Here is a 22,434-nt window from a genome sequence, read left to right as displayed (position 1 = left end):
GACCAGGGCGATCGCGCCGCATGCCGCATGCCGCATGCCGCATGCCGCATGCCGCATGCGGCATGCCGCATCGCTGCCGACGGACCGGACGCCGGACACACGAAAAAGGGCGGCTCCTCGCGGGGCCGCCCTTTTTCACGTGCGCCGGTATGTCCCGATCAGTTTGCCGAAGCGCGTGCGTCCTGACCGTCACCCTCGGGCGCCGCGACGATGTCGCGGGTCGTCGAGCCCTTGTCGACCACCGTCGTGCCCGGATCGCCTGCGGTCGAGCGGATGCCGGGGTCGGCGTTGTTCTGCCCCGCCTCGCCGATGACGCCGGCTTCGGCCGCACTGCGCGCTGCCGTACCGCCGAACAGCGCGTCGAGCGTCTGTGCGTTGGCGGCGGTATCCTGCGGGCGCGCGGCGCCCGGCTGCGGCGGGACCAGCGCGAAGTCGGGCGGGATCACGAGCGGCGCCTGACGCGCGACCGCGAACTCGTCCGGGCGCGCGCGATCGAGGCTCTTGCCGGCGCCGCAACCGGACAGCAACACGACGCTCGCCAGACCGGCAGCCAGGGGCACAAACTTACGCATGGGAATTCTCCACAGGGGGCTTCTCGCGCACGAGCAGCGCCCGGACAAGCAGGACGAGCACGCCGACAGTAATCGCTGCATCGGCGACATTGAAGACCAAAAACGGACGCCATTCGCCGATATGCAGATCGGCGAAATCGACGACATAACCGAGCCGGATCCGGTCGAGGATATTGCCGACCGCGCCGCCGAGCACGAAGCCGAGCGCGATCTGATCGGCGGGGTTCTTCTCGCGCGTCATCCACACCGCGACACCGACCGAAATCGCACCCGTCAGCAGCACCAGCGCCCAGCGCGTCAGGTGGCCGTCGGCGGGCAGCAGCCCGAGCGAGATGCCGATATTGGGCACGAACCGCAGGTCGAAGAACGACGTGATCGTCCGCGCATCGCCGAGCGAATCGATCCCGAGCGGCTTCGTCACCGCCCATTTGCTGAGCTGGTCGGCGAGGAAGAGGACGATCGCGGCCGCAAAGCCGGCCTTGGGCAGGTTACGCATGCGCCACGACCTCTTCGCAACGATCGCACAGCTCGCCATCGACCGTCACCTCGGGGAGGTGGCGCCAGCAGCGGCCGCACTTGTGGAAGTCGGTGCGCGTGACGGTAACGCCTTCGCCCGGCGTGACCTTGGCGACGATAAAGGCCTCGGCCAGCGCGTCGGCGTCGAGCAGCATCGCGGGGACGGTGACTTCGGCCTCGAGGCTGGAGCGGACCGTCTTCTCGCGGCGCAACGGCTCGATCGCCTCGGTGACGGCGACGCGGAGGTCGCGAATCTTGCGCCATTTGCTGCCGATCACGTCGTCCGCGTCGAGCGACGGGAGCGACGGCCATTCGAGATAGTGCACCGAGCTGTCATCGCTTGGAAAGCGCGCTTGCCAGACTTCCTCCGTGGTGAAGCACAGCACCGGTGCTGCGTAGCGGACGAGCGCGTGGAACAGCACGTCCAGCACCGTGCGGTACGACCGGCGCTTGATGTCGGTCGGCGCGTCGCAATAGAGCGAATCCTTGCGGATATCGAAGAAGAACGCGGACAAATCCTCGTTCGCGAAGTCGGTCAGCAGGCGCGTGTAGCGGTTGAACTCATACGCCTCCGCGGCTTGGCGCAGTTCGGTGTCGATCATGCCGAGGCGGTGGAGCACGTAGCGCTCGAGCTCGGGCATGTCGGAGACCGCGACGCGCTCCGACTCGTCGAAGTCTTCGAGCGCGCCGAGCATGTAGCGGAACGTGTTGCGCAGCTTGCGGTACGCGTCGGAGGCGGTGGCGAGCACCTCCTTGCCGATCTTCACGTCGTCGAAATAGTCGGTCGAGGCGACCCACATGCGCAGGATGTCCGCGCCGCTCTCGCCGATGATCTTGAGCGGATCGACGACGTTGCCGAGGCTCTTCGACATCTTGCGGCCCTGGCCGTCGAGCGCGAAGCCGTGCGTGAGGACCGCGTCGTACGGCGCGCGACCGCGCGTGCCACAGCTTTCGAGCAAGCTCGACTGGAACCAGCCGCGATGCTGGTCCGACCCTTCGAGATACAGGTTCGCGCGGGTGCCTTCGCCGTAACGCGCCTCGACGGTGAAGGCGTGCGTGCAGCCCGAATCGAACCAGACGTCGAGGATGTCCTTCACGACCTCATAGTCGGCGAGGGCATAGTCGGGGCCGAGCAGCGCCTGGTGGGCGTCGGCGTACCACGCGTCGGCACCGTTCTGGCGGAAGGCTTCGACGATGCGCGCGTTGACCGCGGGGTCGTTGAGGTACTGGCCGGTGGCGCGGTTGACGAACAGCGCGATCGGGACACCCCAGGCGCGCTGGCGCGAGATGACCCAGTCGGGGCGGCCCTGCACCATCGACGTGATCCGGTTTTCCGCACGCGCGGGGATCCAGCTGGTCGCGGCGATCGCGTCGAGCGCGATCTCGCGGAGCGTGGCGCCGTTGCCGTCTTGCTCCCTCTCCCCGTCGGGGAGAGGGCTGGGGTGAGGGGCTGTTCCGGGCGCAGCGCTACTTGGCTGCCCCTCACCCCGACCCTCTCCCCGGAGGGGAGAGGGAGGCGTGGCCGCATCCATCGGGATGAACCATTGCGGGGTCGCGCGGAAGATCACCTTGGCCTTCGAGCGCCACGAATGCGGGTAGCTGTGCTTGAAGTCGTCGCTCGCCGCGAGCAGCGCGCCGGCCTCCCGCAGGTCGGTGCAGATCGGGCCGTCGGCGGCCACGAACTTCTTGTTGATGACCGACCCTTGCCCGCCGAGCCACGCCCAGTCGGCGCGGTACATGCCGGCGCCGTCGATCGCGAAGACCGGGTCGATGCCATATTGCTTGCAGAGCTCGAAATCGTCCTCGCCGTGGTCCGGCGCCATGTGGACGAGCCCGGTGCCCGCGTCGGTCGTGACGAACTCGCCGGGGAGGAACGGGCGGGGCTTTGCGAAGAACCCGCCGAGTGCGTGCATCGGGTGGCGTGCGGTGGCGTCGGCGAGGTCCGAGCCTTTGCCGCGCCACAGGATCGCGCCACCTTCTTCTCCGTCATCCCGGCGGACGCCGGGACCCACCCCACCGCCGTCTCCCACTTGGGTAAGTGGGTCCCGGCTTTCGCCGGGATGACGGGAGGAGAGGGTACGGGCATTGAAACTACCGACGAGCGCGTCTGCGATCAGGAACCGGCGATCGCCGTCCGCCAGCAGCACATACTCGATCTCAGGCCCATAGCTCAGCGCCTGGTTCACCGGGATCGTCCACGGCGTCGTCGTCCAGATCACCGCATGCGCGCCGACCAGTTCGGGGGCGTTCGGCGCGTCGACGATCTCGAACGCGACGTCGATCTGCGTCGAGACGATATCCTCATACTCGACCTCGGCCTCGGCGAGCGCGGTCTTCTCGACCGGCGACCACATCACGGGCTTCGCGCCGCGGTACAGCTGGCCGCTCTCGGCGAACTTGAGCAGCTCGCCGACGATCGTGGCCTCGGCGTCGTACTTCATCGTGAGGTACGGATCGGCCCAGTCGCCCATCACGCCGAGCCGCTCGAACTCGGCCTTCTGCACGTCGACCCATTTCTCGGCATAGGCGCGGCATTCGGCGCGGAACTGGTCGACGGGGACGTCGTCCTTGTCCAGCTTCTTCGCGCGATACGCTTCCTCGACCTTCCACTCGATCGGCAGGCCGTGGCAGTCCCAGCCGGGGACATAGGGCGCGTCCTTGCCCATCAAGGATTGCGAGCGGACGATGATGTCCTTCAGGACCTTGTTCATGGCGTGACCCATGTGGATGTCGCCGTTCGCGTAGGGCGGGCCGTCGTGCAGGATGAACCGCTCGCGCCCGAGCCGCTGTTCGCGCAACCGGTCGTAGATGCCGAGTTTCGCCCAGCGCTCGAGGATCGCCGGCTCCTTGGCGGCGAGGCCCGCCTTCATCGGGAAGTCGGTCTTCGGCAGGAAGACGGTGTCGCGGTAATCGCGGGCGGGCGCAGGAGTATCGGTCATAAGTGGGCCGGGCTGTAGCGCGTCCGGTGTGGCACGTCACCCCGGCCGTTTGCTCCCCTTTTACTTCCGTCACCCCAGCGAACGCTGGGGTATCGTGCCGCGGGGGGCCGCGTCGTTACCGGGATACCCCAGCTTGCGCTGGGGTGACGGATTGGGGCGGGTCTATCGCGCCAGAATCGCCCGTGCCCGCGCGCAATCGGCATCCATCTGCGCGATCAGCGGGTCGAGGCCGTCGAACTTCGCCTCGGGACGAAGATAGTCGATCAGCGAGACCTCGATGCGGCGGCCGTACAGGTCCTCGGCGAAATCGAAGAAATGCGGCTCGAGCAATTCCTTGGGCGGATCGAAGCTCGGGCGTATGCCGAGATTGGCGGCGCCCTTCAGGATGCGACCGTCCTCCAGCTGCCCGGTCACCGCATAGATCCCGTAGGCGGGACGCAGATACTTGCCCATGTCGATATTCGCGGTCGGATAGCCGATCGTGCGGCCGAGCTTGTCGCCATGCTGCACCACGCCCTCGATCGCGAACGGGCGGGTGAGCAGCCGCGTCGCGGTCGCCATGTCGCCGGCCCGCAGCGCCTCGCGGATTCGGGTCGAGGACACCGTCTCGCCATCCAGCGCGACCGCGCCGACGGTCTCCGCGCGGAATCCGTGGACCGGGCCGCGTGCGGCGAGCGTGTGGACCGTGCCGCTCTTGGCATGGCCGAAGGTAAAGTCCTCGCCCGTCACCACGCCGCCGATCCGCAGATTGCGTTCGAGCCGGTCGGCGACGAACTGCTCGGCGGTCAGCGCGGCGAGATCGCCGTCGAAATGGAACACCACCATCGCATCGGCGCCAGCGTCTGCGAACAGCCGCTCGCGCTGGTCGAGCGTGGTCAGGCGGAAGGGGGGCGTAGCGGGGCGGAAATGGCGCACCGGATGCGGATCGAACGTCGCGACCAGCGCGGGGCGACCCTCGGCCTTCGCCCACGCGATCGCGCGCGCGACCACCGCCTGGTGACCGAGATGGAATCCGTCGAAATTACCCAGCGCCACGATCCCGTCCGCCAGATACGAAGGGATGGATGCGCCACCGTCGAGCCGTTGCATGTACGGGTCAGTACCCAGACGCCGCGGATCACGATAGTCCCTCCTTACGCTTGCCGGCCCGCGCCGGCTTCGGGGGAGAACAGTCTTCAGCGGCGGGTGAGCGTGACGAAGCTGAAGGGTGGGCACTGCTTTTCGCCGGGGTGGTCCTCGCGCGCGATCTCTCGCCAGCCGTCGAACGCGGGGACGATCGCGTCGCCCTCGGGCTCGTCATGGACTTCGGTGAGTTCGATCCGATCCGCATGGGGGAGCAACTGCGCATAGATCTGCGCGCCGCCGATTACCGCGACCTCGTCGCCCGCCATCGCGAGCGCCTCGTCGATCGAGTGTGCGACCTCCGCGCCGTCGGCGTGCCAGTGGCCGCGCGTGAGGACGATGTGGCGGCGGCCGGGGAGGGGGCTCGGGAAGCTCTCGAACGTCTTGCGCCCCATCACCATCGGCTTGCCCATCGTCAGCGCCTTGAAGCGCTTGAGGTCTGCGGGGAGGCGCCAGGGGAGCTGGCCGTCGCGGCCGATGACGCCGTTGGTGGCACGGGCGAGGTAGAAGGTGATCATGCGGCGCATCATGCCGGATCGGGGGGCGGGGGGCTATGCTTGTATCACCACCCCGGCGAAGGCCGGGGCCCAGTTGGGGGACGTCGGTGGTGAAAGACGGCGCTCCGTTACGACCGCCTTTCCACCTGGACCCCGGCCTTCGCCGGGGTGGTGGTGTCAGGGGAGGCTCCGATCTCTAGCTCCCCCGGCGAAGGCCGGGGTGGTAAGGAGGGAATCAGTTCGGGGCGTGTTCCTTGACGTACGCCTCGGGATCCTTCTCGACGACCTTCACGCCGTTCAGGTGGTTCGCCTCGAACGCCGCGAACCGGACGCCGAGCTCATGCCGCTCTTCGAGTGTCGCATGCTTGCGGAAGTCGGTCAGGCCCTGGCGCTCTTCCTCGGCGAGGTGATCGCTGTTCGCCTTGTTGCATTCGCCGACCGCCTCGAACCACGCGTCCGAGCCGACCGGGTGCTTGTCGACGGCTTCGCCGGTCTCGCGGATGTCGTTGTGATCCTCGATTGCGTCTTCGGTCTCCTCGGCGGCCGAGTCGGCGTCGTTGCCGCCGGTGCCGATCTTCATGAGGCGCGGGTAGAAGAAACGCTCTTCCGCCTCGGCATGCGCGTCGAGCAGGTTCTTGAGGCGCGTCCACAGCGCCGACAGCGCCTCGGTGTCCTTGGCGTCGATCGAATCGATCTGCGCGAAGAGCGCACGCTGCTGCGCGTGTTCGTCGAGGATGAGCTGGGTGATGTCCATGATGGCCTTCCGAATGGGTTCGGACGGTCAACCGCGGGCGCCGCGCCCGGTTCCTATTGCGATTCGCTATCGGTTCAGACCGCGACGGGCGCCTTGATATGCGGCTGCGCCACGTAATCGTGGAGCACGAAATCCTCATACTCGTACGCGTCGATCGAGTCCGGCTTGCGGACGATCTCGAGTCGCGGGAGCGGGCCGGGGTCGCGGCTCAGTTGCAGCCGCGCCTGCTCCAGATGATTCGAATAGAGGTGGCAGTCGCCGCCGGTCCAGATGAACTCGCCGACCTCGAGCCCGCATTGCTGCGCGAGGATGTGCGTGAGCAGCGCGTAGCTGGCGATGTTGAACGGTACGCCGAGGAAGATGTCGCCCGAGCGCTGGTAGAGTTGCAGCGACAGCTTGCCGTTCGCGACATGCGTCTGGAACAGGCAGTGGCACGGCGCGAGCGCCATCGCGTGCAGGTCGCCGGGGTTCCACGCGCTGACGATCTGGCGGCGCGAGGCGGGGTTGGTCTTGATCTGGTCGATCAGCTCGGCGATCTGGTCGATGTGGCGGCCGTCGGCGGTCGCCCAGTCACGCCACTGCTTGCCATAGACCGGGCCGAGATCGCCGTTCTCGTTCGCCCATTCGTCCCAGATCGCGACTTTCCGCTCCTGCAGCCAGCGGACGTTGGTGTCGCCGCGCAGGAACCACAAAAGCTCGACGATGATCGAGCGGAGGTGGAGCTTCTTGGTCGTGAGCACGGGAAAGCCCGCGGCGAGATCGAAGCGCATCTGCGCGCCGAACACGCTCAGCGTGCCGGTGCCGGTGCGGTCCATCGTCTCGACTCCGGTCGAGAGCACGCGGTCCATGAGGTCGAGATACTGGCGCATGGCGGCGGGCGTAGTCGGGTGCGCGCCCTGGCTCAAGGGAATGTCGTCGGCGTGCGTTTGTCGAGTGACGAGGCGTTGCGTGACGGTCGGGACAGGCTGAGGTCGCCGTCATCCTGACGAAAGTCAGGATCCAGGGTTAGGACCGTGCCGCCTGTGGCTCTGGATCCTGACCTTCGTCAGGATGACGGAAGGGGGGGGGGAGCCGCGCCGTCACAACGACGGGCAGGGCGTCAGCGCAGCCGACAGGCGCGGATCGCGTCCGGGGCAGGGCGCGGGCCCGTCGCGCGGAAGGTGGCGATGTAGCCGCCCGCCGAGGGCATGGCGTCGGTATCGACCTCGGTATAGCCGACCGCGGCGAATTCGCACTTCAACAGCGCAGGGGGGGTGCCGTGGTTCTGCGTCTGGCGGTCGGCATCGACGACGACGACCAGCCCGTCCGGCTTCAGCGATGGCCGGAGCCGCCAGAGGAATTCATAGGGCTGCTCGATCTCGTGGTACATGTGCACCATCAGCACGCGGTCGAAACTCGCTTCGGGCAGCTTCGCGTCGTTCGGCTCGCCGAGCTTCACGCTGACATTGGCCAGATCCTCGCGCGCGACGCGTTCCGCCAGCTGGTCGCGGACGTTGGCGACGATGTCCTCCGCCAGCACGCGGCCTTCCTTGCCGACGCGCGCGGCCATGCGGATCGTGTAATAGCCCTCGCCCGCGCCGATGTCAGCGACGGTCATGCCCTTGCGGATGTCGGCCTTGTTCATGACCTCGCCCGCCTCGTTCAGCCGATCGCGTGCCTCTTCGTTGGACCAGCGCGACGACACGATCGACGCGACCGGACGGTCGGCGGCGGGGAACACGGGTTCCTTCGGCTCGCGCTTGATCAACGGCTTGCTACCGTCGCAGGCCGCGAGCAGGAACACCGGCGACAGCATCAGGACGAGGACATCCCTCAGCGTCAATCGACGTCCTCCACCTCGACAGCCTCGCCGGTCACGCGCTGCGACAGCGCCGCCGCCATGAACAGCTCGAGATCGCCGTCGAGCACGTCCGACGGGCTGGTCGAGACGACGCCCGTGCGCAGGTCCTTCACCATCTGGTACGGCTGCAGCACGTAGGACCGGATCTGGTGACCCCAGCCGATATCGGTCTTGCCCGCATTCTCGGCATTCGCCGCGGCTTCGCGGATCGCCAGTTCGCGCTCGTACAGCCGCGCGCGGAGCTGGTTGTACGCCTCGGCCTTGTTCTTGTGCTGCGACCGCTGGTTCTGGCACTGCACGACGATGCCGGTCGGGATGTGCGTGATGCGCACCGCCGAATCGGTCGTGTTGATGTGCTGCCCGCCCGCGCCCGACGCACGATAGGTGTCGATGCGCAGATCGCTCTCGTTATACTCGACCTCGATATTGTCGTCGACGACCGGATAGACCCAGACGCTGGCGAACGAGGTGTGGCGACGCGCGGCCGAGTCGTACGGGCTGATCCGGACGAGTCGGTGGACGCCGCTCTCGGTCTTGGCATAGCCGTACGCGTTCTCGCCTTTCAGCAGCAGCGTGGCGGACTTGATCCCCGCCTGCTCGCCCGAATGCTGGTCGATCAGCTCGACCTTCAGCCCGTGGCGCTCGCCCCAGCGCGAATACATCCGGCTGAGCATCCCCGCCCAGTCCTGGCTCTCGGTGCCGCCGGCGCCGGCATTGACCTCGATATAGGTGTCGTTGCCATCGGCCTCGCCCGCGAGCAGCGCCTTGATCTTGTCCTTGTCGGCACGCGCGGCGAGTTCGGCGAGCGCAGCGACGCCGTCGGCTTCCATCGCGGTGTCGCCCTCGGCCTCGGCCATCTCGATCAGCTCGGACGTGTCCGCCAGCTCGCTCTCGATCGCGCGAGTCGCGCCGATCGCCTCGTCGAGACGACGACGCTCGCGCATCACCTCCTGCGCGGCCTTGGGATCGGACCAGAGCGCCTGATCCTCGACGCGCGCGTTCAGCTCGTCGAGACGACGCAGCGCGCGGTCCCAGTCGAGGAAGCGGCGCAGCAAGGCCAGCGCGTCTTTGATGGTGTCTACGTGAGCCTGCGCTTCGGCGCGCATGGGTATTCTCCAAAATGTCCGTCATCCCGGCGGACGCCGGGATCTCCGTCCGCGAGCGCGCGGGTGCGGACGGAGATCCCAGCGTGCGCTGGGATGACGATGTAGGAACTGCGCTAGTAGATTCCGCCTTCTCTTTGCAAGAAATCGCTGTCGCGCGGGGCTTCGGCCTTTTTCACGGCGACCGTCGCGGCAGCGGCCGGGGCGGGGCCTGCACGGCGCGCGGCGCGCCGCGGCTCGCTCTCGGGCTTGAACGCCTCCCAGATCACCGCGGGCTTCGGATCGTCGGTGTTGGGCCAGGTCCCGTAGACTGGCCGCCCGCTGCCGCGATCGATACGGACCATGCGGATCCCCGCAGGCGCGCGGAACGGCAGCTTGGGCAGATCCTCATAGGCCTTGACCGCGAACTGCTTGAAAATCGGCGCGGCGAGCGTGCCGCCCTGCGCGGCGCCACCCAGGTTCCGCGGCGTGTCGAAGCCGATATACAACCCGCCGACGAACTGCGGCGTACCGCCGATGAACCACACGTCGGTCGGGCCATTGTTGGTCCCGGTCTTGCCGAACATCGGCCGGTCGAGATCGCGCAGCGTCACCGCGGTGCCGCGCTGGACGACGCCTTCGGTGATGTGGACCATCTGGTACGCGGTCATCGCGTCGAGCACCTGACGCTGGCGCGTGACCGGCCGCGGCATCGGCTTGCCGTCCCAGTCGGGCGCGTTGCAGCGGTCGCAGGCGCGCCAGTTCTCGGGCCAGATCACCTTGCCGTGACGATCCTGGACGAAGTCGATCAGCGAGGGAGGACCGCCCTTGCCGTTGTTCGCGAGGATCGAATAGGCGTTGACCATCCGCCCCACCGTCGTCTCGCCCGCGCCCAGCGCGAACGAGAGATAGGGCGCGTAGTCGCCGACGCCCATCTTCTTGATGGTGGCGACGACCTTCGGCATCCCGGTCTGTGCGGCGGTCCGCACGGTCATCAGGTTGCGCGACTGTTCGATTCCCCAGCGCATCGTGTGCGGCCCGGCGCCGCGCGAATTGCCGAAGTTGCGGAAGCATTTTTGCCCGAGCCGCGCGCCCTGATAGACGCAGAACGGGCCATCGACGATGATCGACGCGGGCGTCATCCCGTTGTCGAGCGCGGCGGAATAGACGATCGGCTTGATCGTCGATCCCGGCTGCCGCATCGCCTGAGTCGCGCGGTTGAATGCCTGCAGCCGGTCGTCGAAGCCGCCCTGCATCGCCAGCACGCGGCCGCTCGCGGGCTCCTCGACGACGAAGGCGCCCGATACCTTGGGGATCGCGCGCAACGCGAAGTCGCCGCCGTCGGGCGCCACCGCGATGATGTCACCCGTCTTGATCGCGCCGAACGCGTTGCCGCCCTTGCCGCGCACCGCCATCTGCGCGGCATAGCGCGGCAGCGTGCCGGTCTTGCCCGTGCGGAAGCCGAGGTTCCAGGCGTTGCCGTCCTTGCCCGTCACGATCGCCGCGACCCAGTCGCGATAGTCGAGCGCGATATTGCTGTTGAGCAACGGCTGGAGCCAGTTGTCGTCCTCGATCTCGACATGGCGGATCGGCCCGTTCCAGCCACGCCCGCTGTCGAACCGCACCAGGCCGTCACGCAGTGCCTGCTGCGCCAGATCCTGCAGCCGCGTGTCGAACGAGGTCCGCACCCACAGGCCGCCCGAATAGACGCTGTACGGGCCGTCCTTCGCACTTTCGCCGAACTTCGCCATCAGCTGGCGGCGGACTTCCTCGACGAAATAGCCGCCGACGCTTTCGAACTTGGGCGTGCGGCGCATCACCGTGCCCAGCGGCTGGGCATTGGCTTCGCTGAACTGCGCACGCGTGATGAAGCCGTTCTGCAGCATCCGGTCGAGCACGTAATTGCGCCGGATCATCGCGCGTTCGGCATAGCGCGCCGGATCGTAGTTGGACGGCCCCTTCGGCAGGATCGCCAGATACGCCATCTGCGCGAGGTCGAGCTGGCCCAGATCCTTGTCGAAATAGGCGTGGCTCGCGGCCTCGACCCCGAATGCGTTTCGCCCCAGCGCGATCTGGTTGAGATAGAGTTCGAGGATCTGCTGCTTGGTCAGCGTATCCTCGATCTTGTAGGCCAGCACCGCCTCGCGCAGCTTGCGCGATGGCGAATAGGCGTTGCCGATCAACAGGTTCTTGGCAACCTGCTGGGTGATCGTCGATCCACCGCGCGCGCGGCGGCCGCTGCCGATCTTGGACACATAGTCATACACCGCGCCGGCGAGCCCGGGATAATCGACGCCGTGATGCTCGAAGAACGACTTGTCCTCGGCCGCTAGGAACGCGTTGACGAGCATCGGCGGATATTCGGCGAAGCTCAGTTCGACACGGCGTTCGCGCGCATAGCTGTGGATCGGCGCGCCATCGATGCCGCGCACGTTGGTCGGCAGCGGCGGCTCATAGGTGCGAAGCGTATCGACCGAGGGAAGATCGCGCACCACGATCAGCCAGAAGGCGAAGATTGCGATCAGCCCGGCCCCGACCAGCGCGAGCGCCGCCTTGGTCCAACGGCTTGCCCAGGCGCGTGCGAACCCGCCCCGCAACCTGTCGGTGGTACGGCGGATCGCCGTCGTCGGAGTGGGGGAAGGATCGGACGCCATAAATACTGGCGCCGCATCTAGCAGGTTCGCGAGCGCTTGCCAGCCTTCGGTGCCGCGCGGCGTGCCAGCCGGCATCGAATGGGTCGCCACCCAGCCGGTCGCTATCAAGCCGGTCGCAGCCAGACGATCTTCCCCTGGCGGGGCGGATTGGGCCGCAGTATGCCCCGTTTGGCGCCACGAACGCTGTCGCCGCGGGCTTGCCTGTGGCAGCAGGCGCGGATGACGCCGCCGCCACTTCCCATCCTTGCCGTATTGCCGGATCTCGTCGCTGCGCTACGTGAACGCGCTTCGGCGGTGCTTGTCGCGCCGCCGGGAGCGGGCAAGACCACCGCGGTCGCGCCCGCGCTCCTCGCCGAGCCGTGGTGCACCGGCGAGATCCTGCTGCTGTCGCCGCGGCGCCTCGCCGCACGGGCGGCGGCCGAGCGGATGGCGGCGACCGCGGGCGAACCCGTCGGGCAGACCTTCGGCTATGCGACGCGGATGGACAGCAAGCGCTCGGCGGCGACGCGCGTCACCGTGATCACGGAGGGCATCTTCGTCGCGCGGATCCAGGCGGACCCAGAACTCGCGGGCGTGTCCGCCGTGCTGTTCGACGAGGTCCATGAGCGCAGCCTCGATGGTGATTTCGGACTGGCGCTCGCCCTCGACGTGCAGGCCGGCTTCCGCCCTGATCTGCGTATCGTCGCGATGTCGGCGACGCTCGACGGTGCACGATTCGCGGCGCTGATGGACCCGGACGCACCGGGCGCGCCGGTGATCGAAAGCGAAGGCCGAAGCTATCCACTGACGCTGCGTCACATCGGCCGGCAGGCGGAGTTGCGGATCGAGGACTCGGTCGCCTCCGCCATTCGGCGCGCGCTCGGCGAAGCGGAGGGCGGCGTCCTCGCTTTCCTACCGGGCGTCGCGGAGATCGAACGCACCGCCGACCGCCTCGCCAATCTTCCCGACGACATCGTCCTGCACGAGCTTCACGGCAGCCTCGACCCCGCAGCCCAGCGTGCCGCGATCCTTCCCGAACCCGATGGCCGCCGCAAGGTCGTGCTCGCCACCAGCATCGCCGAGACCAGCCTGACGCTCGACGGTATCCGCATTGTTGTCGATTCGGGACTGGCGCGACGCCCGCGCTATGACCGCGCCGCGGGCATGACGCGGCTGGTGACCGAGCGCGCGAGCCAGGCCGCGGTCACGCAGCGCGCCGGCCGCGCGGCGCGGCTCGGGCCGGGAATAGCCTATCGCTTGTGGGAAGAGGCGGCCACCGCGGGGCTGCCCCGCTACGATCCTCCCGAGATCCTGGAGGCGGACCTCTCGGCGCTGGTCCTCGCCTGCGCGCTATGGGGCGTCGGCGATCCGCGCGACTTGCGCTGGATCGATCCGCCCCCTGCCGCGGCGATCGACGAGGCGATGGCGCGCCTGACGACGCTCGAGGCGATCGAAGAGGGGCGGCCGACCGCGCATGGCCGCGCGATCGCCAAACTGCCGATGCCGCCGCGGCTGGCGCACATGCTCCTGCGCGCCGCCGACCGCGGCCTTGCCCCCGTCGCGGCGCAGGTTGCGGTCCTGCTCGGCGAGCGCGGCATCGGCGGACAGGATGTCGACCTCGAAACCCGCCTGCGCCGCTGGAAAACCGAACGCGGGCCCAAGGCGCAGGCGGCGCGCGCGATGGCGGAGCGATGGGCGAAACTTGCCCCCCCTCCCGCGAGCGGGAGGGGGCCGGGGGGTGAGCGCGCGCCATCCGCGGGGCGCAACGTCGAGACCGGGCGCCCACCCCCCAACCCCCTGCCGCAAGCGGGCGGGGGGGCAGACGTCTGCGTCGCGCTGGGCTTCCCCGATCGGGTCGCGCGTCGGCGCGACGCGTCCGGCGAGACATGGGCGTCGGTCGGAGGCCGCGGATTCCGGCTCGATCCCACCGCGCCGCTCGCGCGGTCGGAATGGCTCGCGGTCGCCGATACGCAGGGCTCGGCGGCGGGCGCGCGGATCCTGTCGGCGGTGGCGATCGACCAGTCCACCGTCGAGACGCTGTTCGCCGACCGGATCGAATCGCGTCGTAGCGTGCAGTTCGATTCCACGACCGGCGGAATCCAGGCGCTCCGCGAACGCAGGCTCGGCGCGATCCGCCTGTCGAGTGGCCCCGACAGCGGCGCCGATCCCGAGTCGATCCTCGCCGCGTTGCTCGACGGCGTCCGCGAGCATGGCCTCGGCCAGCTGTCGTGGGGCGACGGCGCCCAGGCGCTGCGCGATCGCGCCGCCTATGCCGGCGTGCCGCTCGACGATGCGACGCTGCTCGACCGCATTGACGAATGGCTCGCCCCCTTGCTGGCCGGCAAGCGGAGGCTGGACGCGATTGCCCCGGGCGCGCTCGCCAACGCGCTGCGCAACCTGCTCGGCTGGGACGCGCTGCAGGCCATCAACCGGCTTGCCCCGGCCGATTTCACCAGCCCCGCGGGGAGCACCCACGCGATCGACTATGCCGCGGAAGGCGGTCCGCGAGTCGAGTTGCGCGTGCAGGCGCTATTCGGTCTCGCGGTGCATCCGGTGATCGGCGAGCAGCGCGTGCCGCTTGTCCTCAGCCTTACATCGCCCGCCGGACGGCCGATCCAGACGACCCGCGATCTGCCCGGTTTCTGGGCGGGCAGCTGGGGCGCGGTCGCCAAGGAGATGCGCGGTCGTTATCCCAAGCATCCCTGGCCCGATGATCCCGCCGCGGCGTCGGCGACACTGCGCACGAAAAAGGCGGATGCAAGGTCGGCCAGTTCGCGATAAGGGGAACGCTATGCCTACCGCCCGTATCTTTCAGCGCCCCAAGAACGCCATGCAGTCCGGCAAGCACCGGACCGACAGCTGGCAGCTCGAATTCGAACCGTCGGAGCCCAAGCGCCCCGATCCGCTGACCGGCTGGGCCGGCAGCGGCGACACGCGCGACCAGCTCCGCCTGTTCTTCCCCACCGCCGAAGCGGCGATTGCGCATTGCGAGCGCGAGGGGTTCGGCTACACCGTCGTTCCGGCGCCGCAGAAGACGCTGAAGCTGCAGAGCTACGCCGACAACTTCAAATAAGCGGCGCCGCCGGGCGGGTTAGAGGATCGATCCTGCCAGGATGAGCAGCATCTTGGTGTCGATCGCCACGCCCGCGGCGCGTCTCGCCGCGACAAAGGCCGGAACCTCGGCGAGCGCGACGCGGTGCACGGTGATGTTCTCGTCGCTATCGCCACCGCCTTCGCCGACGCGGGTCAGCCCGGTGGCGCGCACCAGCGTGAAGCACTCGGACGTCATTCCGGGCGACGAATAGAACAGGCCGAGATCCTCGATCGCGGACGCGCGGTAGCCCGTCTCCTCCTCCAGCTCCCGGCCCGCCGCAACCGCGACGCTTTCACCCGCGGTCTCGTCACCGACCAGCCCCGCGGGCAGTTCGAGACAGGCCCGCCCCAGCGGGACGCGGAACTGCTCGACGAGGATCACGTCGCCCGCGTCGATCGCGACGATCACCGCCGCCGCGATCTGGCCCTTGCGCTCCGCGAATTCCCAGCGGCCTTCGGTCTGCACGGTCAGGAACTTGCCCGCCCATACGGTCTTGCTCATAGTTCGATCAGCCTGTCAGGAAGCTCGTTGACCGCTGCGCCGGTGCGCGGGAAATGTTCGGCGAGTACCACGCCGATCTGCGCGACGGCATCGGCCATGCCGTCCGCCGGCCGGTCGTCGCGTACGGCGGCGAGGACCGCCGCCATTGCCGCCCCCCAGGTTTCGTTCGGGACGCGCGAATGGATCGCCGCGTCGGCGACGATCTCCGCACGGTGTTCGGCAAGCGAGAGGTAGAGCAGCACGCCGGTCGATCCGCGCGTGCGCTTCTCCGCGCCCGCCCGGAACAGCATCAACGCGCGCCTGCGCACCCGCCGCGATTTGGTCGCTCCCGGCGTCAGCGCGATTCGCAGCGCGGGCACGGCAAGCACCAGTCGCACGCCGAGATAGACCAGCGTCATCAGCACGAGCGCGATCGCGAACAGCGCGCCCTGCGGCGCGGATTGCGCCCAGGGATCGACCAGCCGCGCATAGATCTGGTCCGCGGCGACCGGATGGAATGCGAGGACCGCGAGCGTCAGGACCATGCCGAGCACCCCCCATTGCAGCGACGCGTCGTGATAGGCGTCGGACTGACGCGCGACGATCGTCACGATCTCACCCGTCGTGGCGGTCTCCGCCTGCGTCACCGCGGCGGTCACGCGGTCATGGTCAGCTTTGCTCAGTCGCATGTCACCAACTCCCCGATGCGCCGCCGCCGCCGGCCGACCCGCCGCCACCGCCGCCAAAGCCGCCGCCCATCCAGCCGCCGCCGCCGCCACCGCTGTCTCCGCCACCCCAGCCACCGCCGCCGCGCGACATCTCGTTGGCGATACTCCACAGCACGATGGGGAGCGCGCCGCTACCGCGGCTGCCGTCCGAAAAGCGTTTGCCGCCCGCACGCCGCGACAGCATCGGGATGACGATCGCGGCCACGATGATACCGAAGACGATCAACCCGATCGGGATGCCGCCTCCGCTGTTGCCGGCCGGGCGGCGATGCGTCTTGTCATATTCGGCCGCCGCGGCACCGACCTTTGCCCGGGCCTCGGCATCGGGCAGCGCGAGCTGATCGGCGACCGCATTCGTCCCGGCGACGATGCCGCCGGCCATGTCGCCCGCCTTGAACCGGGGCAGGATCTGCTGATTGATCACGACGCTCGAGAACGCGTCGGTCAACACCGGCTCGAGTCCGTAGCCGACCTCGATCCGGACCTTGCGGTCGTTCGGCGCGACGAGCAGGATGGCGCCATTATTGGTGTCCTTCAGTCCGACACCCCAGCTGCGGAGCAGGCGATAGCCGTAATCCTCGATCGGATAGCCCTCGAGATCCGCCACCGTCGCGACGACCAGCTGGTTGCCCGTCGTCTTTTGCAGATCGTCTAGCCGCTTCGTGAGCGCCGCCTCCTGCTCGGGCGGGATCACGTTGGCGGCGTCGACGACGAAGCCGGTGAATTTCGGGAACGTCTGCGCGCCTGCTGTGCCACTGCCGAGCAGCACCGCAAGCACGACCGCCACGAGCGCGCGGATCATGCCGCCGGCCCCGCGATCAGCTCGCGTTGCCGAAGTTCACCGTCGGGGCCGTCTCGGCCCCCGGCGTGGTCGCCGCAAACGGGACCATCGGTTTTGCACCATAGAAGATCTTCGCGCCGACGGCGTCGGGGAAGGTGCGGATCTTCGTGTTATACGCCTGGACCGCGCCGTTATAATCGCGCCGCGCGATCGTGATGCGGTTCTCGGTGCCTTCGAGTTGGCTCATCAGCGTGGTGTAATTGCCCTGGCTCTTCAGCTCGGGATACGCTTCCTGAAGCCGTTGCAGCGACAGGCCGACGGCGCCCTGCACGCGCGAGAATTGCGCGATTTTGGCGGGATCGGTCAGGTCGTCGCCCGACACCTGGACCGTGCTCGCAGCGGCACGAGCCTGCGTGACTTCGACCAGAATGCTCTTCTCCTGCGCCCCCGCGGCCTTGACCGTCGCGACGAGGTTGGGGATCAGATCGGCACGACGCTGATAGTCGTTCTGCACATCGGCCCAGCGCGCCTTCACATTCTCCTCGGCGGTCGGGATGCTGTTGATCCCGCAGCCCGCGACGGTCGCGGCAAGTGCGATGGCGGCAGTTCCGCGGAGGATCGGGGCATAGGACGACATCGGGGCTCTCCTGCTTGTCTGTGTCACCCCCATAGGACAGTCGACCCGCTTGGCGAAACCGAAATCGAGGATTAGCGTAAGCGTGTCACAAAAGGGGGCGCATATGCTCAAGGAATTCAAGGCGTTCATCATGCGCGGCAACGTGCTCGACCTGGCGATCGCGGTGATCATCGGCGCGGCATTCAGCAAGATCGTGACGTCGCTCACCGACGACGTGCTGATGCCGGTGATCGGCAAGATCTTTGGCGGGCTCGACTTCTCGAGCTATTTCTGGCGGATGGGCCCCGTGCCGGCCAGTTATGCCGGCTCGCTCAGCGATTACGCGGCGCTCAAGAAGGCGGGGGTCCCGTTGCTCGGCTATGGCGCGTTCGCGACTCAGCTGGTCAATTTCGTCATCGTCGCGTTCATCATCTTCATGATCCTGCGCGTCGTGAACCGCGCGGCGGGGCTGATCGAACGCGAAGCCGCGCGGCTGAAGCGTGAGGAAGAGGCGGTGCCCGTCACGCCTGCGCCCGAGCCCGTCGAGATCGCGCTTCTCCGCGAGATCCGCGACGAGCTGAAGACGCGCCGATAAGTCGGAGGGGAGAGGCCGCGGGCGCGAGGCTTCCTCGTCGCTCGTGGCCCAGCGGTTCGTGGTCCTCCTCCGTATGGGAGGAGGGCAGGATCACGCGGCGGCAAGACTTTCGGCGTTGGCGTCCGCAAGGCTCGTGCCGTCGAGGATGCGGGCCGTCTCGTCGCGGACGCGCATCATCGCATAGCGGATCGCGCAATCCGCCTCGCTCTTGCAGTCGAGACACGGTCGGTACGCGGTCCTGCTCACGCACGGGACCAGCGCGAGCGGCCCCTCGATGATCCGGATGATTTCACCCAGCGAAATCAGGTGACTGGGACGCGACAGGCAATAGCCGCCCATCTTGCCGCGATGGCTGTTGAGCAACCCGGATTCGCGCAGATCGGCAAGGATGAGTTCGAGAAACTTGCGCGGCACGTTCGCTTCCGCAGCAATCCGGGTCATCGGAATCGGAGGGCTGCCGGCGGGGGCGCCGCCAAGGAAGATCATCGCGCGAAGCGCGTAGCGGGAGCGCTGCGTCAACATAATATATGTTGCTATGCACGCGGTTTGTGGCGAGCGAAAGGCCATAGAAGCGTAATTCGCAGGCTTTTAATCGTCGGGCTTGCAGCCTATATCCGGACAGTCGTCGGGGGAATTCTCTCTTGGCGACTATGGCGATAAACCGTGGCGTGTCATAGACACAGCGGACCCGGGGGCAGTACCCGGCGACTCCACCACCGCCCTCTTCGCAAGAGGGGGACGATGACGGGGTCGAACTAGGATCGACGTGTGTTCAACGACGCTATGTTTCGCTCGGAATGGGACCACCGCAACGGCCCATACACAAGTGCCAACGATAACGAAGCACTCGCAATTGCCGCATAACTGACGGTCTAACGACCTAGGTTATACGGACGAAAGCGCGGTTCGGGCCGCACCGGGCAACAGAAGCGGAAACCGGCGGTACGGGGAGCACCGAGCAACAGAAGCTCCCCACTTACCCTTCTTTACGATACCGGCCATGGCGCCGGGTTCACGGCGAAGCCGCCTCTACGTGCGCCGACGCCGGGTAGGGTTACGCTCGACCGTCATCCTGCGGGACTCTCAGTCTCGGGCTCCAAATCCGCACAATGGCGGGTCAAAAGCTGCTCCCACGACAACAGACTGCTTAACCTGTAGCGGCGCGGGAGCAGTCGATCGCTGTCCGTTGATCGCAATCGGACACGAAAAAGGGGACCCGGTCGCCCGGATCCCCCCTTCGTCTCGCCGAAGCGAAAGGCTTAATCGCGATCGCCCGTCAGGAACGCCGGCGCGAACTCGGGGGCCTTATCGCCATCCGAACGCTCGGCGCGGGGAGCGCGCTCCCCACCCTGGCCACCGCCGTCACGACGCGGGCCACGGCCACCGCCGTTGCCGCCGGCATCGCGACCACCGTCGCCATCACGACGCGGACCACGCGAGCCACGGTCACCGCCGCCGCCTTCGCCGCGCGGGCCACGACCACCGCCGCCGTTACCGGCATCACGGCCACCATCGCCGTCGCGACGCGGACCGCGCGGACCACGATCGCCACCCTCACGGGGCTCACGCGCCGGGCGGGTATCTTCCAGCTCTTCGCCGGTCGTCTGGTCGACGACGCGCATCGACAGGCGAACCTTGCCGCGCGGGTCGATCTCTAGGACCTTGACCTTGACTTCCTGGCCTTCGCTCAGCGCATCCGAGACCTTCTCGACGCGCTCGTTCTTGATTTCGGACACGTGGACGAGACCGTCCTTGCCACCCATGAAGTTCACGAACGCCCCGAAGTCCACCAGGTTGACGACCTTGCCGTCATAGACCTTGCCGACTTCGGCTTCCTCGACGAGGCCCTTGATCCACTTGATCGCAGCGTCGATCTGCGCGGGATCGGACGACGACACCTTGATCACGCCCTCGTCGTCGATGTCGACCTTGGCGCCGGTCTGCGCGACGATCTCGCGGATCACCTTGCCGCCGGTGCCGATGACTTCACGGATCTTCGACTTCTCGATCGTGAAGGTCTCGATCCGCGGTGCGTGTGCCGACAGCTCCTCACGCGTGTGGTCGAGCGCCTTGGCCATTTCGCCCAGGATGTGCGCACGGCCTTCCTTGGCCTGTGCCAGCGCCTTGCCCATGATCTCTTCGGTGATGCCGGCGATCTTGATGTCCATCTGCATCGTCGTGATGCCCTCGGACGTGCCAGCGACCTTGAAGTCCATGTCGCCGAGGTGATCCTCGTCGCCCAGGATGTCCGACAGAACCGCGAAGTTCTTGCCCTCGAGGATCAGGCCCATCGCGATGCCCGAGACGGGACGCTTGAGCGGAACGCCCGCATCCATCATCGACAGCGAACCGCCGCAGACCGTCGCCATCGACGACGAGCCGTTGCTCTCCGTGATGTCCGACAGAACGCGGATCGTGTACGGGAACTCTTCCTTCGATGGCAGCACCGGGTGCAGCGCGCGCCAGGCAAGCTTGCCGTGGCCGACTTCGCGACGACCCGGCGCACCGAAGCGACCGACTTCACCGACCGAGTAGGGCGGGAAGTTGTAATGCAGCATGAAGTTTTCGTACGACAGACCGTTGAGGCCGTCGATCATCTGCTCTGCGTCGCGCGTGCCGAGCGTGGTGGTGCAGATCGACTGCGTCTCGCCGCGCGTGAACAGCGCCGAGCCGTGCGTACGGGGCAGGAAGTGCACCATCGCTTCGATCGGACGGATCTGCGTGGTGGTGCGGCCGTCGATGCGGGTGCCGTCCTTGAGGATGGCGCCGCGGACGATCTCCGCCTCCAGCTTCTTCATCAGCTTGCCGGCAGCCATCTGGTCCTGCGGGGTCGCATCGGCAAAGGCGGTCTTGCCCTTGGCGCGTGCGGCGTTCAGCAGGTCAGACCGCTTCGACTTGTCGGTCACCTTGTAGGCGGCCGCAATGTCCTTGCCGATCAGCTTCTTCAGCTTGTCCTTGGCGGTCGACAGGTCGGCCTGCTCGGCCATTTCCCAAGGATCCTTGGCAGCCTGCTCGGCCAGATCGATGATCAGGTTGGCGGCTTCGCGGCATGCCTTGTGCGCGAACTGCACCGCGCCGAGCATGATCTCTTCCGAAAGCTCCTTGGCTTCCGATTCGACCATCATCACGGCCTGGCCGGTGGCGGCGACGACGAGGTCGAGATCACCCGCCTTGGCTTCGTCGAGCGTCGGGTTGAGGATGTAGGCGCCATCGACATAGCCGACGCGTGCTGCGCCGATCGGGCCCATGAACGGCACGCCCGAGATCGTCAGCGCTGCCGATGCCGCGACCATCGCGAGGATGTCGGGCTCGTTCTCGCCGTCATACGACAGAACCTGGCAGATCACGTTGATCTCGTTGTAGAAACCCTCTGGGAAGAGGGGACGGATCGGGCGATCGATGAGACGGCTGGTCAGCGTCTCCTTCTCGGTCGCGCCGCGCTCACGCTTGAAAAAGCCACCGGGGATGCGGCCGCTTGCGGAGAACTTTTCCTGGTAATGGACGGTGAGCGGGAAGAAATCCTGCCCTTCCTTGACGGTCCGTGCAGCCGTCACGGCGCACAGAACGACGGTCTCGCCGAGGGTGGCGAGCACGGCGCCGTTGGCCTGACGGGCCACGCGGCCGGTCTCGAGCGTCAGCGTCTTGCCGCCCCACTGGGCGCTTACGGTCTTGGTATCGAACATTTCGTTTCCTTCACTCCGGCGGCCAGATGCCGACCGGGGCCTATGTGCGAGCTAAGCCGGCTCGCGGCGGTTCGAAGCGAGTTGTCGCTTCTGGCCAGTTCACCGAATTGTGTTCTGGCACTTCCTGTTCCTCCGCGAAGGCGGAGGCCCAGTCTGGACTCCCGCCTTCGCGGGAGAACAACCCTATATACGAAAACGGCCCCCCGAAGGGAGCCGTTCGTGTTACTTGCGAAGACCGAGCTTCGCGATCAGATCCAGGTAGCGCTGGCCGTCCTTGTGACGGAGATAATCCAGCAGCGTCCGGCGCTTGTTGACCATCATGAGAAGACCACGACGCGAGTGGTTGTCCTTCTTGTGGCCCTTGAAGTGCTCGGTCAGGTTCTTGATGCGCTCGGTCAGGATCGCGACCTGGACTTCCGGCGAACCGGTATCACCCTCGGCGCGCGAATGCTCCTTGACGAGCTCGGTCTTGCGTTCAGCGGTAATCGTCATGAATTCGTCC

Annotated in this window: 20 protein-coding genes and 1 other RNA gene; 4 read left to right on the top strand and 17 right to left on the bottom strand. The window is 67.4% G+C overall.

All coding sequences use genetic code 11. The features are described 5' to 3' along the window. Window positions 1-158: 158 nt before the first annotated feature. From ASE72_RS03125 to ASE72_RS03080, 10 genes are all read right to left on the bottom strand, one after another. Window positions 159-572: a DUF3035 domain-containing protein gene (locus ASE72_RS03125; RefSeq protein ID WP_056016529.1), complete on the bottom strand. Its 414-nt coding sequence runs from the start codon at window positions 570-572 to the stop codon at window positions 159-161. Further along, entirely contained in the window at window positions 565-1,068 is a 504-nt protein-coding gene (lspA, locus tag ASE72_RS03120; protein WP_056016526.1) for a signal peptidase II, read from the bottom strand. The genes ASE72_RS03125 and lspA overlap by 8 nt, the downstream gene beginning before the upstream one ends. Next, the gene (locus ASE72_RS03115; protein WP_056016521.1) at window positions 1,061-4,027 is read right to left on the bottom strand and encodes an isoleucine--tRNA ligase; all 2,967 of its coding nucleotides are present in this window, start codon (window positions 4,025-4,027) and stop codon (window positions 1,061-1,063) included. Before ASE72_RS03115 ends, lspA begins: the two co-directional genes overlap by 8 nt. A gap of 162 nt (window positions 4,028-4,189) precedes the next feature. Continuing rightward, complete coding sequence (locus ASE72_RS03110; RefSeq protein ID WP_056016519.1) at window positions 4,190-5,116, bottom strand: bifunctional riboflavin kinase/FAD synthetase; 927 nt, start codon at window positions 5,114-5,116, stop codon at window positions 4,190-4,192. 86 nt (window positions 5,117-5,202) lie between these two features. Next, window positions 5,203-5,667 carry a dihydrofolate reductase gene (locus ASE72_RS03105; RefSeq protein WP_056018820.1) on the bottom strand — a complete coding sequence of 155 codons (465 nt, stop codon included), beginning with the start codon at window positions 5,665-5,667 and terminating at the stop codon, window positions 5,203-5,205. 214 nt (window positions 5,668-5,881) lie between these two features. Continuing rightward, window positions 5,882-6,400, bottom strand: a complete 519-nt coding sequence (locus ASE72_RS03100) for a hemerythrin domain-containing protein (protein ID WP_031395906.1) — start codon at window positions 6,398-6,400, stop codon at window positions 5,882-5,884. A 74-nt stretch (window positions 6,401-6,474) separates the two neighbouring features. Further along, entirely contained in the window at window positions 6,475-7,269 is a 795-nt protein-coding gene (locus ASE72_RS03095) for a thymidylate synthase (protein WP_056016516.1), read from the bottom strand. A gap of 230 nt (window positions 7,270-7,499) precedes the next feature. Next, window positions 7,500-8,195, bottom strand: coding sequence for a class I SAM-dependent methyltransferase (locus ASE72_RS03090; RefSeq protein WP_056016513.1), 696 nt, complete (start codon window positions 8,193-8,195; stop codon window positions 7,500-7,502). Window positions 8,196-8,218: 23 nt separating this feature from the next. Then, window positions 8,219-9,346, bottom strand: coding sequence for a peptide chain release factor 2 (gene prfB / locus ASE72_RS03085; RefSeq protein WP_056016510.1), 1,128 nt, complete (start codon window positions 9,344-9,346; stop codon window positions 8,219-8,221). Window positions 9,347-9,459: 113 nt separating this feature from the next. Beyond that, complete coding sequence (locus ASE72_RS03080; protein ID WP_056018817.1) at window positions 9,460-11,976, bottom strand: penicillin-binding protein 1A; 2,517 nt, start codon at window positions 11,974-11,976, stop codon at window positions 9,460-9,462. Between the two features lie 219 nt (window positions 11,977-12,195). On the opposite strand from ASE72_RS03080, the gene hrpB reads away from it, so the two are divergent. Both hrpB and ASE72_RS03070 read left to right on the top strand, forming a co-directional pair. Next, window positions 12,196-14,736 carry an ATP-dependent helicase HrpB gene (gene hrpB / locus ASE72_RS03075; protein WP_056016508.1) on the top strand — a complete coding sequence of 847 codons (2,541 nt, stop codon included), beginning with the start codon at window positions 12,196-12,198 and terminating at the stop codon, window positions 14,734-14,736. A 10-nt stretch (window positions 14,737-14,746) separates the two neighbouring features. Beyond that, complete coding sequence (locus ASE72_RS03070) at window positions 14,747-15,028, top strand: ETC complex I subunit (RefSeq protein ID WP_031440756.1); 282 nt, start codon at window positions 14,747-14,749, stop codon at window positions 15,026-15,028. An 18-nt stretch (window positions 15,029-15,046) separates the two neighbouring features. Here ASE72_RS03070 and ASE72_RS03065 read toward each other — a convergent pair whose 3' ends face one another. From ASE72_RS03065 to ASE72_RS03050, 4 genes are read right to left on the bottom strand one after another with little or no spacing between them, the layout of a single operon-like run. Continuing rightward, window positions 15,047-15,550, bottom strand: a complete 504-nt coding sequence (locus tag ASE72_RS03065; protein ID WP_056016505.1) for an NUDIX hydrolase — start codon at window positions 15,548-15,550, stop codon at window positions 15,047-15,049. Further along, window positions 15,547-16,218, bottom strand: a complete 672-nt coding sequence (locus tag ASE72_RS03060) for a TPM domain-containing protein (RefSeq protein ID WP_056016502.1) — start codon at window positions 16,216-16,218, stop codon at window positions 15,547-15,549. Before ASE72_RS03060 ends, ASE72_RS03065 begins: the two co-directional genes overlap by 4 nt. Before the next feature lies 1 nt (window position 16,219). Further along, window positions 16,220-17,059: a TPM domain-containing protein gene (locus ASE72_RS03055; RefSeq protein ID WP_056016499.1), complete on the bottom strand. Its 840-nt coding sequence runs from the start codon at window positions 17,057-17,059 to the stop codon at window positions 16,220-16,222. Between the two features lie 16 nt (window positions 17,060-17,075). Beyond that, a complete protein-coding gene (locus tag ASE72_RS03050) occupies window positions 17,076-17,675 on the bottom strand; it encodes a LemA family protein (protein ID WP_056016494.1) in 600 nt (199 codons plus the stop codon). 103 nt (window positions 17,676-17,778) lie between these two features. On the opposite strand from ASE72_RS03050, the gene mscL reads away from it, so the two are divergent. Further along, window positions 17,779-18,249, top strand: coding sequence for a large conductance mechanosensitive channel protein MscL (gene mscL / locus ASE72_RS03045; protein ID WP_056016491.1), 471 nt, complete (start codon window positions 17,779-17,781; stop codon window positions 18,247-18,249). A 90-nt stretch (window positions 18,250-18,339) separates the two neighbouring features. Here mscL and ASE72_RS03040 read toward each other — a convergent pair whose 3' ends face one another. Further along, window positions 18,340-18,771, bottom strand: coding sequence for an RrF2 family transcriptional regulator (locus ASE72_RS03040; RefSeq protein WP_056016488.1), 432 nt, complete (start codon window positions 18,769-18,771; stop codon window positions 18,340-18,342). Between the two features lie 60 nt (window positions 18,772-18,831). Between ASE72_RS03040 and ssrA the strand changes: the two genes are divergently transcribed. Beyond that, window positions 18,832-19,187: a transfer-messenger RNA gene (ssrA, locus tag ASE72_RS19535) on the top strand. A 321-nt stretch (window positions 19,188-19,508) separates the two neighbouring features. Here the strand turns inward: ssrA and pnp are convergent. Together pnp and rpsO are read right to left on the bottom strand one after the other, a co-directional pair. Then, on the bottom strand, window positions 19,509-21,932 hold the full coding sequence (gene pnp / locus ASE72_RS03035) for a polyribonucleotide nucleotidyltransferase (RefSeq protein ID WP_056016485.1): 2,424 nt from the start codon (window positions 21,930-21,932) through the stop codon (window positions 19,509-19,511). A 222-nt stretch (window positions 21,933-22,154) separates the two neighbouring features. Beyond that, the gene (gene rpsO, locus ASE72_RS03030) at window positions 22,155-22,424 is read right to left on the bottom strand and encodes a 30S ribosomal protein S15 (RefSeq protein WP_055881152.1); all 270 of its coding nucleotides are present in this window, start codon (window positions 22,422-22,424) and stop codon (window positions 22,155-22,157) included. Window positions 22,425-22,434: the final 10 nt, after the last annotated feature.

This window comes from Sphingomonas sp. Leaf20, assembly GCF_001421535.1.
GTDB lineage: Bacteria > Pseudomonadota > Alphaproteobacteria > Sphingomonadales > Sphingomonadaceae > Sphingomonas.
The sequence above is the reverse complement of the archived record's forward strand: the minus strand, read 5'-3'. Positions and strand labels throughout refer to the sequence as shown.